This window comes from Saccharomonospora sp. NB11 (assembly GCF_015910535.1).
Lineage (GTDB): Bacteria > Actinomycetota > Actinomycetes > Mycobacteriales > Pseudonocardiaceae > Saccharomonospora.
The window spans coordinates 377,040-391,893 of sequence record NZ_JACBJG010000002.1 but is presented as its reverse complement, the minus strand read 5'-3'; the positions used below and the strand labels follow the sequence as shown (position 1 = coordinate 391,893).

Annotated in this window: 14 protein-coding genes; 9 read left to right on the top strand and 5 right to left on the bottom strand. The window is 70.1% G+C overall.

The features are described from left to right. Nucleotides 1-6: 6 nt before the first annotated feature. Together JAV51_RS04075 and JAV51_RS04070 are read right to left on the bottom strand one after the other, a co-directional pair. A complete protein-coding gene (locus JAV51_RS04075; RefSeq protein WP_197319249.1) occupies nt 7-1,611 on the bottom strand; it encodes a succinic semialdehyde dehydrogenase in 1,605 nt (534 codons plus the stop codon). A gap of 142 nt (nt 1,612-1,753) precedes the next feature. Beyond that, entirely contained in the window at nt 1,754-2,380 is a 627-nt protein-coding gene (locus tag JAV51_RS04070) for a TetR/AcrR family transcriptional regulator (RefSeq protein ID WP_197319248.1), read from the bottom strand. A gap of 94 nt (nt 2,381-2,474) precedes the next feature. Between JAV51_RS04070 and JAV51_RS04065 the strand changes: the two genes are divergently transcribed. From JAV51_RS04065 to JAV51_RS04035, 7 genes are all read left to right on the top strand, one after another. Then, a complete protein-coding gene (locus JAV51_RS04065) occupies nt 2,475-3,626 on the top strand; it encodes an acyl-CoA dehydrogenase family protein (protein WP_197319247.1) in 1,152 nt (383 codons plus the stop codon). A 32-nt stretch (nt 3,627-3,658) separates the two neighbouring features. Continuing rightward, the gene (locus tag JAV51_RS04060; RefSeq protein WP_197319246.1) at nt 3,659-4,810 is read left to right on the top strand and encodes a CaiB/BaiF CoA-transferase family protein; all 1,152 of its coding nucleotides are present in this window, start codon (nt 3,659-3,661) and stop codon (nt 4,808-4,810) included. Between the two features lie 212 nt (nt 4,811-5,022). Continuing rightward, entirely contained in the window at nt 5,023-5,190 is a 168-nt protein-coding gene (locus JAV51_RS04055; RefSeq protein WP_197319245.1) for a hypothetical protein, read from the top strand. A 315-nt stretch (nt 5,191-5,505) separates the two neighbouring features. After that, nucleotides 5,506-6,000: a helix-turn-helix transcriptional regulator gene (locus tag JAV51_RS04050; RefSeq protein WP_197319244.1), complete on the top strand. Its 495-nt coding sequence runs from the start codon at nt 5,506-5,508 to the stop codon at nt 5,998-6,000. 210 nt (nt 6,001-6,210) lie between these two features. Continuing rightward, nucleotides 6,211-7,002, top strand: coding sequence for a lytic transglycosylase domain-containing protein (locus JAV51_RS04045; protein ID WP_197319243.1), 792 nt, complete (start codon nt 6,211-6,213; stop codon nt 7,000-7,002). A gap of 90 nt (nt 7,003-7,092) precedes the next feature. After that, a complete protein-coding gene (locus JAV51_RS04040; RefSeq protein WP_197319242.1) occupies nt 7,093-7,554 on the top strand; it encodes a transcriptional regulator in 462 nt (153 codons plus the stop codon). Nucleotide 7,555: 1 nt separating this feature from the next. Beyond that, nucleotides 7,556-7,897: a DUF3817 domain-containing protein gene (locus tag JAV51_RS04035; RefSeq protein WP_197319241.1), complete on the top strand. Its 342-nt coding sequence runs from the start codon at nt 7,556-7,558 to the stop codon at nt 7,895-7,897. Here JAV51_RS04035 and JAV51_RS04030 read toward each other — a convergent pair. From JAV51_RS04030 to JAV51_RS04020, 3 genes are read right to left on the bottom strand one after another with little or no spacing between them, the layout of a single operon-like run. Beyond that, complete coding sequence (locus JAV51_RS04030) at nt 7,875-8,738, bottom strand: spermidine synthase (protein WP_197319240.1); 864 nt, start codon at nt 8,736-8,738, stop codon at nt 7,875-7,877. The two genes, JAV51_RS04035 and JAV51_RS04030, sit on opposite strands and share 23 nt — an antisense overlap. Then, complete coding sequence (gene speD, locus JAV51_RS04025; protein WP_197319239.1) at nt 8,735-9,127, bottom strand: adenosylmethionine decarboxylase; 393 nt, start codon at nt 9,125-9,127, stop codon at nt 8,735-8,737. The genes JAV51_RS04030 and speD overlap by 4 nt, the downstream gene beginning before the upstream one ends. Then, on the bottom strand, nt 9,117-10,286 hold the full coding sequence (locus JAV51_RS04020; protein ID WP_197319238.1) for a type III PLP-dependent enzyme: 1,170 nt from the start codon (nt 10,284-10,286) through the stop codon (nt 9,117-9,119). The genes speD and JAV51_RS04020 overlap by 11 nt, the downstream gene beginning before the upstream one ends. A gap of 601 nt (nt 10,287-10,887) precedes the next feature. On the opposite strand from JAV51_RS04020, the gene JAV51_RS04015 reads away from it, so the two are divergent. Further along, on the top strand, nt 10,888-14,352 hold the full coding sequence (locus tag JAV51_RS04015) for a nitrate- and nitrite sensing domain-containing protein (RefSeq protein ID WP_197319237.1): 3,465 nt from the start codon (nt 10,888-10,890) through the stop codon (nt 14,350-14,352). After that, complete coding sequence (locus JAV51_RS04010) at nt 14,349-14,801, top strand: roadblock/LC7 domain-containing protein (protein WP_197319236.1); 453 nt, start codon at nt 14,349-14,351, stop codon at nt 14,799-14,801. The genes JAV51_RS04015 and JAV51_RS04010 overlap by 4 nt, the downstream gene beginning before the upstream one ends. The last annotated feature ends 53 nt before the right edge of the window (nt 14,802-14,854 follow it).

The window sequence follows — 14,854 nt, the reverse complement described above, 5'->3', positions numbered from 1 at the left end:
CGTGGATCAGCGGCCTGGCAGCCTGCGCAACAGGCGTAGCCCGGCCGTCAGCGCCGCCGTCCACACCGCACCGGGGATCGCCCGAGGCGGCCGCAACCGGATTCCCTTCTGGACGGCGATCGACTGCGACTCGGTGTACTTGAGCAGACCTTCGGGTCCGTTGCGCCGCCCGACGCCCGACTCCTTCATCCCGCCCATGGGGACGGCGACCGTGCCGAACGTGGCGGCGTAGCCCTCGTTGACGTTGACCGTGCCCGCCTTCAGCCGAGTCGCGACGTGACGGGCGCGGCGGGTGTCGCGCGACCAGACGCTGGCGTTGAGGCCGTAGGCGGTCTCGTTGGCCCTCGCGATCGCGTCCTCGACGTCGGTGAAGCCGTACACCGAGACCACGGGCCCGAACGTCTCGTCCGCGAAGGCGGCGGCCGTGGGCGGGACGTCGGTGAGGATCGTCGGTTCGTAGAACAACGGGCCGACGTCGGGCCGAGGGTTCCCGCCCGCCACCACGGTCGCTCCGTGCGCCCGCGCGTCGTCGACGTGCGCCGAGACGGCCCGGAGTTGCTCCGGTGTGGTCAGCGACCCCATGTCCGCGTGGTAATCGAGCGAACCGCCCATCACCAACGCGTTGGCACGGCGCGCGAACTCCGCGAGGAAGCGCCGCCGGACACTCTCGTGGACGTAGATCCGTTCGACCGACACGCACAACTGCCCGGCCGAGGCGAAGCACGCGGACACCGCACCCGCCGCCGCCTTCACGACGTCGGCGTCCTGCAGGACGATCATCGGATTCTTGCCGCCCAGTTCGAGCGAGTAGCCCGTCAGCCGCCCCGCGACGGCGGTGGCCAGGCGCTTGCCCGTCGGGGTGGACCCGGTGAAGCACAGGTAGTCGGACTCATCGACGATCGCGTCGCCGATCACCGACCCCCTGCCGAGCACGATCTGCCAGGCGTCGCGAGGCAGCCCGGCCTCGCCCGCGAGCTCGTGCAGCCACAACGCGGAGAGGGCGGTCTGGTTGTCGGGTTTCTGCACGACCGTGTTGCCTGCGGCGAGCGCGGGGAGCACGTCCATCGCCGTCAGCGCGAGCGGGTAGTTCCACGGTGAGATGACGCCGACGACACCGCGTGGCTGGCGGGTGTGCGTGGCACGGGTGAGGACCGGCAGGGCGCCGGGGGCGCGCCGGGGTGCCAGGAGGCGGGCGCTGTGCCTGCCGTAGTAGTCCGCCACGAGGGCTGTCGCGCTGATCTCGTCGAACGCGTCGAGTCGGGCCTTGCCTGCCTCGACCTGGATGAGGTCGAGCCCTTCCTTCTGCCGGGAGAGGACGAGTTCGTGCAGTCGCCGCAGGACGCGTTGCCGATGCGCGACGCTGGTGGCTGCCCACGAGGGTTGCGCCCGCCTGGCCCTGGCGAACGCGGCGCGGGTCGACTCGTCGGAGATCTGGGGAAGCACGGCGGTCCGCAGTCCGGTGAACGGCGCGGTCATGGTCACCGACTCGGCGTCGGGGCCGGTGACCGCTCGCTCGACGAGGGCGTCCGCCCTGGCCGCGACCGGGGCGCCGACGACGCCTCCGATGGTGCCGGGCCTGGGCTTCGCTGCCTTGGTATCCGCGCCGGTCATGGCACCTCCACGCACCGAGTTGTTACTGGGGAGTAGATACGTTCCGGCGTGAGCATACCGGCGACGGCGGTGGGGGTACGGCGACAACACGGGATCGTGCCGACGCGGTCGACGCGGCGTGGAGCACCGGCCTGCCCGACGTTCAGGGCGCGGAGCACAGGGTCGTCGCCACGCGTTTCCACTCCCGGAGCAACTGCTCTCTGCGGTGTGGGTCACCACCCAGCTCGGCGTCGAGGGCGAGACCGCGCGTGAGATTGACGGTGAGCCAGAAGATCGTGTCGAGTCGCTCGCGCGGGACGTCGCCGACCAGCGCGGCGAGTCGGTCGAGCGTGGCGCGGCCGAGCGCCTTGTCGACCGGTCGCATTGCCGCAGCGAGCGTGGGATCGGTGCGGGCGGCGGTCCAGAGTTCCATCGCGGCGGTCGCGAGCGTGCCCGAGTACGACCGCCACAGCAGGTCGATGACCGCGCCGACGCGTTCCGGCCCGTCCGGCAGCTCCGCCTCGTCGGGCACGTTGCGCTCGGCCAACCGGCTCGTCAGGTGCGCGACGGCCGCGGCCATCATCGCGGCCTTGTCGGCGAAGTGGTGCTGCGCCGCGCCCTTGGAGACACCGGCCCTGGCGCAGATCTCCTGCATCGACGTGCGGGCGTAGCCCAGCTCGACCAGACACGTGATGGTGGCGTCGAGCAGGGCGGTCCGGGTCTGGGCCCGCCGCTCGGCCTGGGTGCGATGCCTGCGTTCCGGCCTGCGTTCCGGCCTGCGTTCCGGCATGGTCGCGCGACTCCTTTACCGGACGAGGAGAGTGCCGTACATTCCAGTCGGAACTTACCTTACAGCCGTATGGTTTTTCGAGGGGAGAGCGCCAGTGCCGCTGCAGAACCCGAGGTCGTCGTGGCTGACGGAGGAACTGGACGACGTGCGCGACCTCGCGCGGACGTTCTGCCGCAACGAACTCGTGCCGCATCAGGCTCGCTGGGCCGAGCAGAAGCACATCGACCGCGAGGTGTGGACGAAGGCGGGCGAGGTGGGTCTGCTCGCCCTGTCGATCCCGGAGGAGTACGGCGGCGGGGGCGGCACCTTCGCGCACGAGGCTGTGCTCTACGAGGAGCAGGCCAGGGCCGGTGACAGCGCATGGGGCGTCACCGTGCACAACGGCATCGTCGCGCACTACCTGCTCGCGTACGCCTCCGAGGAGAAGAAGCGCGAGTGGCTGCCGAAACTCGCGAGCGGCGAGTACGTGGGCGCGATCGCCATGACGGAACCCGGTACCGGCTCCGACCTCCAGTCGATCGCCACCAGGGCGGTGCGAGACGGCGACCACTACGTCGTCAACGGCGCGAAGACGTTCATCACCAACGGTGGGCTGGCCGACCTCGTGATCGTCGCCGTCAAGACCGACCCGGACGCGGGGGCCAAGGGCATCTCGCTGCTCGTCGTGGAGACCTCCACGCCCGGGTTCCGGCGGGGACGGGTGCTCGACAAGATCGGCATGCACGGGCAGGACACGGCGGAGCTGTTCTTCGACGACGTGCGCGTCCCCGTGGAGAACCTGCTGGGGGAGACCGAGGGACAGGGCTTCGTCCAGCTGATGCAGCAGCTTCCGCAGGAGCGGCTCATCATCGCGGTCACCGCCGTCGCCGGCATGGAGAGTGCGATCGACCAGACGATCGCCTACACGAAGGAGCGCACGGCCTTCGGACGCCCGGTGTTCACCTTCCAGAACACCAAGTTCACGCTGGCCGAGGCCGCCACCGAGGCGGCGGTCGCGCGCGCGTTCCTCGACCAGTGCATCGAGCGGCACCTCCGGGGCGAACTCGACGTCCAGGGCGCGGCCATGGTGAAGCTCTGGACCACCGAGCGGGTCAACAAGGTGGTCGACGACTGCCTGCAGTTGTTCGGCGGCTACGGCTACATGACCGAGTACCCGATCGCGCGAGCATGGGCCGACGTGCGGATCTCGCGCATCTTCGGTGGAACGAACGAGATCATGAAGGACATCATCTCGCGGACCCTCTGAGGCGCGAGGACCGTGACAGAAAGGCGACATTGGTGAACGCGAGCAAGTCCGGGCCGCTGCGTGGGTTGAGGGTCGTCGAACTGGCCGGCCTGGCCCCGGCGCCCTTCGCCTGCACGATCCTCGCGGACCTCGGCGCCGAGGTCGTCCGCATCGACCGCGTCGTCGAGGGCGAGGACGTGTTGGCCATGCCGAAGGACCCGCTGCTTCGTGGCCGCAGGACCATCGCGGTCGACACGAAGACGCCCGAGGGTGTCGAGGTGGTGCTGCGGCTGGTCGAGAAGGCCGACGTGTTCGTCGAGGGCTTCCGTCCCGGCGTCACCGAACGAATGGGACTCGGGCCCGCCGACGTCCACGCCCGCAATCCGCGCGTCGTCTACGGACGGATCACAGGGTGGGGACAGGATGGGCCGCTCGCCCACACGGCCGGGCACGACATCAACTACATCGGCCTGTCGGGCGCGCTGCACCCGATCGGTCGGCGAGGCGACCGGCCGGTGCCGCCGGTGAACTTCCTCGCCGACTTCGGCGGCGGTGGGATGTACCTCGCCATGGGGGTGCTGGCCGCACTCGTCGAGCGACAGACGTCGGGCCGAGGGCAGGTGGTGGACGCGTCCATGGTGGACGGATCGGCGTTGCTCACCACGCACTTGTTCGGGTTGAAGGCGAGTGGGCTGTGGGAGGGCGAGCGCGGGGAGAACATCCTCGACGGAGGCGCGCCGTTCTACGACACCTACGAAACCGCGGACGGCCGGTACGTCGCCGTGGGCGCGATCGAGACGAAGTTCTTCCGCGCGCTGATCGATGTGCTGGGACTCGACCCGGAGACGGTGCCGTCCCATCTGGACCCGCGGAACTGGTCGCGGCTACGGGAGATCCTGGCGGAGGCCATCGGCCGACACACGCGCGACGAGCTCGTGGCCAAGGCCGAGGGCACGGACGCGTGTCTGACGCCGGTGTTGTCCCCGTGGGAGGCGGCGGATCATCCGCACAACGCCGCCCGAGGCACGTTCGTCGAGATCGACGGTGTGCCGCAACCGGCGCCGGGGCCGAAGTTCGACCGCACTCCTCCGCAACGGCCACACCCGCCGCACCGCAGAGGAGCCGACACCGCCGAGGTGCTGGGCGAACTCGGGTACGGCGACGAGGAGATCGAGTCGCTGCGGGCGGCGGGCGCGATCGGTTGAGACGACACCGCGCGATCGGCGTGTTGGTGCCGGTCGACGTACCGGCGATCTTCTAGGCTCGGTCGAGCGGTACGTGGCGGTGCCTCCTTCGCGTGATTGGCCGTCGGTGCGATGGTCGATCAGGCATGATGAGGGAGCTGGTGGCGCGCCGAACGGCGTGATCGCGCAGCGGAACGCGGTGAGGTAGCAACGAGACGGAATCGGGTGGGAACATGTCGCCGGGCCTGAAGAAGTTCTTGATTTTCGGTGCCGTCGCGCTCGTGTTGTTCCTGCTCATCTCGCGGCCCCTGGAGTCCGCGGACGCCGTGCGTTCGGCATTGGCCTGGTTGCAGGACGGTGCCGAAGCGATCGTCACGTTCTTCCAGAGTCTGTTCACCTGACCCCATTCGTCACAAGGTCCGGCACCCGTCGTCTTCGGGCGCCGGACCTTGTGCTGCCCACGTATCGACGGCCACGGAGCGTGATCAACAAGGCGTTTCGGGCCGTTTCGCTGCGGCAAACGGGTGGATTACAGCCCTGAAATCACAGGTCGGAGAAAGAGTGCACGCCTGACCTCTTCCGGAGCGTCGGTGAGCTCTCCTACGGTGCTCACATTGCGTGACCCGCGGTACCCGAGAAATCACGCTTCGAAATCTGCAGATGGTGCTCGACCAGTCCTTGAGGAACCACGGAAGTGGGTTGCGAAGGAGGCAGGCATGCGAGATCCCGGAGTTGACGCGGTGATCCGGCAGTGGGCGGCGGAACGGGAACAGAGCGCGGAGGAGAAGGAAGTCCGCCGCATCGCCTCCGCCTGGCTGGCGGAGATCCCCCGGACCGAGGTGAAGATCCCCGGCATCCCCGGGCAACGTGGGGGAACCGGCACGGCGCGATGGGCTCCGGTCGACCTCGCCGACCCCGACTTCGTGGAGGCGATGCAGGAACGGCTGCCCGACGCGCCACTCGATCTCCTGGCCGCCGCGGCGGGCTGGTGGCAGATGGTCGGTGACGTCGAGGAGGCCAAGGCGTGGTGGGACGCGGGCGTCAGTCCGCTCGACCAGCGCGCGCTCGACTACCGTGCCGCCGGTCTGGTGCCGAGTGACCTGGCTCGTCGACTCGGCCCGCTGACCGTGCTGGAACACCTGCGCCGGGGCAGCGCGCCCGCGTGGTGCGTCGCCCGGCTCTCGCGCCAGCGTCGCGACGCCGCGGGGTGAGCTTCCCGACCTGCCGCGGTCGGAGCGGCAGGTCGTTGTCGGCCATACCGATCACCGGCTACAGTGCGGCCTCGTGTCCTCGATCCCCACCGGTGTTCGGTCCGGTCCGAAAGGCGTGCATCGGTGGCCGACCTCGATGTGACGCCCTCCGAGGCAGCACGCGGCGCGTCGTCGCCGACGTCCTCTCTAACGCCCCGCGCTCGCCGAGTCATGGTGGGCCGGTTCGTGACGCTCCTGGTGGTCCTCGCGGTCGGTCTGGGTGGGACGTGGGTGCTCACCACCGCCGCTGCGCCGCCGCCCGGGCCCACGACCGACGCGATTCCCGCATGGGGGATCGCGCCCGCGGACGTCGAGGTCGGCAGCGAGGCGCCGGTCGATGACCCGGACACCGGCCCGGGACGTCCGGGCGACACCGACGAGGCCAGGACGCTCGACCAGTGGGCCGACGAGCTGGCTCCAGTGGTGGGCATCCCGGCCCGGGCCTTGCGTGCGTACGGCAACGCCGAACTGGTCCTGCGCGAGGAGCTGCCCGACTGTCGACTCTCGTGGACGATGCTCGCCGGTCTCGGGCGGGTCGAGTCCAATCACGGACGACACGGTGGTGCCGTGATCGACGAGGACGGGCGACCATCGCCGCCGATCATCGGGGTCGCGCTCGACGGCTCACCGGGAGTGAAGGCAATCGCGGACACCGACGGTGGCCGGTTGGACGGCGACACCCGGTACGACCGAGCCGTGGGGCCGATGCAGTTCATCCCCAGCACCTGGGCGCTCGTGGGCGTCGACGCCTCCGGCGACGGGAAGGCGGACCCGCACCAGATCGACGACGCCGCTCTGACCGCCGGCTTCTACCTGTGCGCACACGGTCGCGACGTGGCAACGGGCGAGGGTTGGTGGGACGCCGTTCTGTCGTACAACCGGTCCGTGGAGTACGCGCGTACCGTGTTCGCGCTCGCCGCGCACTACGCCGAACTCGTGCGCAACTCCGCCGAGCGCGATTGAGGTCGCGTCGCTGTCAGCGACTGGACGGACATCACAGGCGAAACCGGGCGAGCGGCCGGACCCGCCGAGGGGAGTGCTAGCGTCGGAGGCGTGCCCGATCGTCGCACCGCCCTCACGCGCGCGCTCCTCGTCTCCGCCGTGTGTATGTTGAGCCTCGCCGTCTGCTGCGGGCTGGCCTGGTGGCAGTGGGAGCGGTTCACGTCGGCGGGCGGCAGCTTCCAGAACTTGGGTTATGTGTTGCAGTGGCCGCTGTTCGGTCTCTTCCCCGCGTTCATGTTCTGGCGATTGGCCCGCTTGCGTCGGCAGGCCGGCTCACAGAGCGAGCCGACGGCGGCCACGCGGGAGGACGCGGCCCCGTCACACGCGCCGAGCGAGCCGACGGCGAGTGAACCGGTGGCGGCTCCGTCGCAGCGGGTCGAGGTGAAGTCCCCGAGCCCGACGCCCCGTGCACGCGACGACGCACCGGCCGACTGGGACGACGAGGACGCGGCGCTGGCGGAGTACAACGCCTACCTGGCGCAACTGAACGCCCGTGAGCAGGAGAGGAACTGACATGGTGACGACCGCGCGGGACGAGACGACGAAGGCCGACCTGACGAAGCCGTTGAAGCGCTTCCGGGCGGCGGCCTTCGTGACCGGGCTCGGTCTGCTCGGGTTGGTCGTGGTCATGGTGATCCGGTACGTGTTCGACAACCCGGGGCCCTCGGCCGTGTACTCGCCGATCCACGGCGTGATCTACATGGTCTACCTCGTGCTCGCGGTCGACCTGGCGCTGAAGGCTCGCTGGTCGGTGAAGGGCACGATCGGCGTGCTGCTCGCCGGATGCGTGCCCTTCTTCTCCTTCGTCGCCGAACGCGCCGTGACCCGCCGGGTCAGCGAGGGGCGCCCGCTCTGATCCGCACCGATCGCGGCGGCACCGTGCAGCCTCGCAGGGCCTCCGCGTCGATGGACTCCGGTCGGTAGGCCGACCTCGCGAGCGCCTCGGCCATCGACTCGACCGGGGAGTCCCGCACGTCCGGCCGGCCGGACAGGAACGCCCATTCGTGCTCGTCGGAGCCGAAGTACACGACCGTGCCGAAGGCGTCGGTGAACCGGTCCCAGGCGCTGAGCAAGGTGTCGTGACGCCAGAGCGTCGGACAGCCTGCCTGACAACTGACCACCCCGCCCGGTGCGAGCACCTCGGTGCAGCGGCGAAGGAAGTCGGGCCCGTACAGCCGGTTGTGCTGTGCGTCCGGATCGTCGTTCTCGTCCGGCAGGTCGATCACCACGACGTCGTACCGGGTCGTGGTGGTGGCCAGAAAGTCCCAGCCGTCGCGGTAGTGCACCCGCACGCGCCCGTCACCGCGTTCGGCCGCTGCCAACTCCTCCGGCGTGTAGCCATAGGGCAGATGCGTGGCGCAGGCGCGGACCGTCTCGGCGTCGATGTCGACGTGGTCGACCTGCTCGGCACCGTAGGCGACGGCCAACTGGCTGGCGACGCCCTCACTGGAGCCGATGATCAGGACCCGGTCGACCTCGTCAGCCAGCAACATCGGCGGCACCATGAGCGCTTCGTGGTAGACGAGCTGGCTGGCCTCGGTGCTCTGCCGTTCGTCGTCGCAGAACAGGGACACTCCCTGCGCGGTGCGGCCGATCACGACGTGTTGGAAGTCGGTGCGCATGTCCACCAGGACGTCGGAGACCTCCCAGACGCGGGTGAGTCCGGGTCCCACCGGTTCGCTGATGCGTGTGCTCATCGTTCTCCTGCCTCCGAGGGCCGACGGCCCCTGGTGATCGTGGACATGGTCTCGGCCTCGGCGCCGAGTGCCTTGGCGAGCAGTCGCACGGCGTGTTCCGGGTCGGCGCGGTGCCCGCACGTGAAGACGTCGACGAACATCGCCCCCAGCTCCGGATAGGTGTGCAGGGAGGCGTGCGACTCGGCGAGCATCGCCAGGACCGTCACACCCTGCGGCTCGAAACGATGGGTGATGACGTCGCACACCGTGGCGCCCGCGTCGGTCAACGTGCTCGCCAACGTGGTGCGCAGGAACTCCGCGTCGTCGAGCAGCGACGGATCGATCCCGTCCAGCTCGGCGAGCACGTGCCTGCCGGAGAACGCTCCGACCGGAGCGGCGTCACTCGGCACTGATCAGCCTCCCTTCGGAGATGCAGTACGTACGCAAGGGCTCGATGCCGTTGAACGCCACCGACGAGTAGCTGGCCGTGTACGCACCGGCGTCGAGGAGGTCGACCACGTCCCCGGCGCGCAGCGAGAGCGGCAGTCGGTACGGCGTTCGCTGGTAGAGCACGTCGTCACCATCGCACGTCGGTCCGGCGATGATCACGGGACCGTCCTCGGACGACTGGTCACCCACGGCCTCGATGCGGTAGGCGATCGCCTCGTTCTCGGTCTCGGCCAGGCCGTTGTAACGACCGACGTCGAGGAAGACCCACCGGTGCGGGTCCGTGGGGCGCTTGCGGGACACGACGACGACTTCGCTGCGGATCAGCCCGGCCTCGGCGACCACGGCCCGTCCCGGTTCGCACACCAGCTCGGGCACGGTCGGGAAGTGTGCCCGGACGGCGGCCGTGACGGCCTCGGCGTAGGTCTCGGTGCTCGGGGCGGCGCCGGTGTACGGAAGGCCGAAGCCACCCCCGACGTTCAGGCGGCGCAACGGCACGCCGCGTTCGGCGGTCGCCGTGAAGACCTTCGCGGCCTCGGCGACGGCGACGTCCCAGGCCTCCGGATCGAGCTGTTGCGAGCCCACGTGGAAGCTCACGCCCACCGGGTCGAGTCCGCGCTCGGAGGCCAGCACCAGGAGCCGCACCGCGTCCTCCGCGCAGCACCCGAACTTGTGGCCGAACGGGGTCACCGAGTCGGGGCCGTCCTCGACGAGCAGGCGGACCGACACCTCGGCGCCCGGAGCGAGTCGAGCGAGGTTGTCGAGGTCGCTTCGCGCGTCGACGGTGTACTCGCGCACGCCCGCGGCGAACGCCCGAGCGATGTCGGTCGGCTTCTTGATGGTGTTGCCGTACGAGAGCGAGGTCGGCGCGGCTCCCGCGGCGAGGCACAGGTCGATCTCGCCGGGGCTGGCGACGTCGAACGCGGCGCCCGCGGCGGTCAACGCCCGGAGCACGGCCGGGTGGGGGTTGGCCTTGACGGCGTACTGCACCCGATAACCGGCGAACGCCGAGGCGAGCCGGGTGTAGCGGTCGACGACGGTGTCGACGTCGACCACCAGGCACGGCGTGGGGGGCCGATACGTGTCGAGGAAGTGGCGGAGGCGCGCGACCGTGTCGTTCACCCTGTCGAGGGTAGGGGTGATCGTCGAAGGCTCCGGTCGCCCGTCGGCAAGGGGCCAGGTCAGGCCGGACATGCTGTATTCGGCCGTGTGCAGTGCGTGTTCGGGACACAAGATCGTGCACACTTGCCGCCACGCGTTCCACTGAGAATCTCGCCCGGCTGGGCCGAATGGGTGACGAGAGTGTGCGGTCGTCGGCTGTGTGGGTGAGGCTTGACCGCCTCGAACTGATGAAAGTCGTAATCACCGAGCGACCGGATGAACGCCGTCCGTGGCATCGTTCGGCGCCTTGATCAACTTGATCAACTGTTTGCGCAGGTCAGGGCTCTGCTCGCGACCAAGATCACGGGGGTCGTCCGTGGTGTAGGCTCGGTCCACCCGACCTACCCCGTGCCCTTGCTCGGCCGACGAACGTCACGGAGGGTGCGCTCGCTCGTACGTGGCGTGCTGCCGTGAGGTGCCGGAAGCGGGCGCGTGGGTCACGGAACACGGCGGATCGACGACGAGAGCGGCGCTCGTCCGTACGGCGAGCCAGAGTGCACGCCACGTGGAAGGCCGCGCCCCTCGTGAGGACAGTGAGCGAGCCGGAGGAGGAGTCACCTTCGTGAAGGTTGCGTCAGATGGCCAAGTGCCGGTGGGCGAACTCCTCGGTGAGGAGGAACGCCCTCCTTCCCGCTGGCGTGCGGCCCTGCGTTGGCGTGACTGGAACCTCCCGCTCAAGCTCGGGGCGGTCACGCTCATCCCGATCGTCATCGCCGTCGTCATGGGAGCGATCACGCTCGGCAACCAGGTCGGGCGTGCGAGCCAGTACGAGGACCAGCGCGAACTCGCCGAGGTGGGTGCCGCCGCGCGCACACTGCTCGACGCCGTCCAGCGGGAGCGCACTCTCACGACGGCAGCTCTGACGGAGGGCTCGGGCCTCGACTCCGACGAGCTGGTGCAGGTGCGGGAGGAGGTCGACCGCGCGCGCACGCCCCTCACCGAGGCACTGTCCGCGGCGGAGACACCGGAGGGCGTTCGTCGAGCACTCGACGAACAACTCGAAGGCTTGGAGACCATCCGCGAGCAGGCGTCGAGCGGGCAGCTCGACGCGGTCGAGGCCGTCGAGGCGTACCGCGGTGTCACCTCCGCGCTGCTCGACGTCGACACCGTCGTGGTGAGCGGCCTCGGCGCCGAGGGGCTCGGTGCCACGGCCGGCGCGGTGCACCACCTCCTGGTCGCGCGTGACGAGGTGTCGGTCCACCAGGCGCTGATCACCCACGGCATCGCGTTCGGACTGGCCCCGAGCGAGTTCAACGTCGTTCGCACCGCCGGGGTGCGGCACGCCGACCGGCTCGCCGAGTTCTCCGCCGCGGCGAGCGACGGGCAGCGCGCGCTGTTCGACGAGACCGTGCGAGGCCGCGCGTTCGACGAGTACCAGCGTGTCGTCGACGCCGTGCTCTCCAGTCAGGACTCGGGCCGTGAGTTGCTCGACTCGACCGCGCCCGACGAGTGGGTCGAGACCGGTGCGGCCGTGTTCACCGCGATGGGCGAGGTCGCCGACCGTCTGGGCGCCGAACTCACCGGTGGGACGGAGGCGCTCGCCGACGAGGCGGGCACCGGGGTCGGGCTGCTGGCCGCGGCGCTGGTCGTCGCCTTCGTCCTCGCCGCGGTGGTCGTCTTCCTCATCAGCCGGGAACTGCTGCGCTCGCTGAAGATCCTGCGCAACAGCGCGCTGGAGGTCGCGCAGCACGAGCTTCCCGAGGCCGTGCAGGCCATTCAGGAGGGACACACCGACGACACCGAGATCAATCCGGTGCCGATCAGTACGCGTGACGAGATCGGTGAGGTGGCCAGGGCATTCGACGCCGTCCACAGTGAAGCGTTGCGGTTGGCCGCCGAACAGGCGGGCTTGCGCGCCGGATACGCGTCGGTGTTCGTCAACCTCTCCCGACGCAGTCAGAGTCTCGTGCAGCGGCAGCTCCAGCTCATCGAACGGTTGGAGCGGGACGAGGAGGACGCCGACCAGCTCGCGACGTTGTTCCAGCTCGACCATCTCGCCACGCGAATGCGGCGGAACAACGAGAACCTCATGGTCCTGTCCGGAGCCGAGCCCGCCCGCCGATCCGGACAGCCGGTGAGTGCCACCGACGTCCTGCGTGCCGCCGTGTCGGAGATCGAGCAGTACCAGCGAGTCGTCGTGCGGACGCCGCCCTCGGTCAGCGTGGTCGGGTACGCGGCGGGTGACCTCATCCGGCTCGTCGCGGAACTGCTCGACAACGCGACCGCGTTCTCCGCGCCCGAGACCGAGGTCACCGTGGCCACGCGGCAGCTCGATGACGCGTCGTTGTCCATCGACATCCTCGACAAGGGCATCGGCATGAACGAGCGCGAGGTCGCCGAGGCCAACGAGAGACTGTCCGAAGCGGGCTCGGTCGACCTCACCACGTCTCGCCGCATGGGCCTGTTCGTGGTCGGGCGGCTCGCGAGCCGACACAACATCGGCGTGGAGTTGCACGGCGGCAAGGACATCGTCGGGGTGCGGGCGACCGTCTCCGTCCCGGCCGAGTTGGTCACCGACGACCAGGCCGCCCACGCGGCGCCCGCGTCGGCGGTCAGGGAGACCGCGGAGCCACAGCGCGAGCCGGTGCCCGACGTCGTCGAGCCACCGGCGCCCGCCGGAACGCTGAACACCCCCGGCGGTCCGCTCCCACGGAGGAGACCGGGGGAGAGCACGGCGTCGCGCGCCTCTGCCGCCTCGGGCAACGGTCGGGCCGGGACCACTAACGACGCCGAGTTCAGTGGCGCTGCCCTGTTCACCCCGGCCACCCCGGCCGGCTGGGACGACGACTCGGCGCCCCGGCAGCCCACGCTGCCGATGGGTTCGGACGGCGCCGCTTCCGAGGCCCCGGCCTGGCCCTCGGAGGCGGAGGCGGAGGCACAGGTCCAACGCCGGACCGACGGATCGAGCGGGGAACTGCTGTCCGGCAGCAAGCTGTTCGAGGCCACCAACGAGCCGGACGGCAGTACCGCGGTGAGTGACTGGTGGAGCGCGGCCGTCACGCAGAGCAACATGGGCGCGCCCACGGAGGAGGAACGCAAGGCGCGCAAGGCGGCCGTCGACAACGCCGAGACCACGCCGATCTTCGACGAGATGGTGTCGGCCTGGTTCCGCAAGGTCACCGACGCGGCGGGTAGTTCGTCTCCGTCCGACAAGGACCGAGGCGACAACAGCGAGGGCAGCGACAAGGGCGACAAGGGCGACAAGGGCGACGCAGGAGACCAGAGCAAGGACTGGCAGTTCGCCGCCGACCAGACGTGGAAGACGGTGCAGGAGGTCTCGGAGCGACCGGCCGCCTCCGAGTACACCGACGCGGGCCTGCCCCGGCGACGGCGCGGTGAGCAGTTGCTGCCGGGCAGCGCCGCGCCCGAGTCCGCCGGTGCGGAGGCGTCGGGTGCCGAGCGCCAGCGCCGCCCCCGTGACCCGTCCGAGGTACTCGACCGGCTGAGCAGCTTCCAACAGGGCGTCACACGCGGTCGACGGCACCGCCGGGCCGACACGGACGACGCCGAGACCAGCACCGAGACGACCGAGACTGGGGGTGCGCTCCCGTCACGTCCGAAGCGGCTGCGGCCGGGGGCTGCGCCCGACGAACCCAGCCCCGCGGAGACCACGGACGTCGTGGGCAGTGCCGGAGCGCTGTTCACCGACGCTCCACGACCTTCCACCGATTCGTCGCAGGGTGGCGAGGACGGCTCCGAGGCAGCCTCGGCAGGGGGCCAGACAGCGGCCGAGGACGCGTCGAGCTGGGCTTTCGCCGCCGACGAGCGCTGGCGGACGGTCGAAGAAGTGACCCGGGCGGAGCCGACGAGCTACACGGCGGCCGGTTTGCCCCGACGGCGCCGTGGGGACAGGCTGCTACCCGGCAGCGCGGCCCCCGAGGGGCGGGCGGAACCGCGTCGGGCACTGCCGAGAGACCCCGCCGACGTGCGAGGGAGGCTGGCGAGCTTTCAACAGGGAGTCCGCAGGGGTCGGCATCACACCACAAGTGAGACCGACAACGCAGACGAAAGACTGGAGGGTGAATGACCGTGTCGGATCGCTCCGCGCCTCAGCAGAACCAGTTCGGGTGGCTCGTGAACGACTTCGCCGAGCGAGTGCCGGGTGTGGCGCACGCGGTGGTGGTGTCGGCCGACGGTCTGCTGCTGACGTCGTCGAACCGGCTGCCGCTCGATCGCGCTGACCAGCTTGCGGCGGTGGCGTCGGGCCTGGTCAGCCTCACCCAGGGGGCGGCGCGCTGCTTCGAGGCGGGCGCGGTGACCGAGACAGTCGTCGAGATGGAACTGGGGATCATGGTCCTCATGTCGATCAGCGACGGCTCGTGTCTTGCCGTGTTGGCCGCCCCGAACTGCGACATCGGGCAGGTGGCGTACGAGATGACGTTGCTCGTCGACCGGGTGGGCCAGCTCCTGACACCGGAGCTTCGGGCCCAGCTCCAGGGTTCGAGCGGACCGCGGGTCGGCGAACCGGTGGGGTGACCGTGGGATGAGCACGGGGCCCTCGACCCCCCGGGAGCCGGACGCCGAGACGG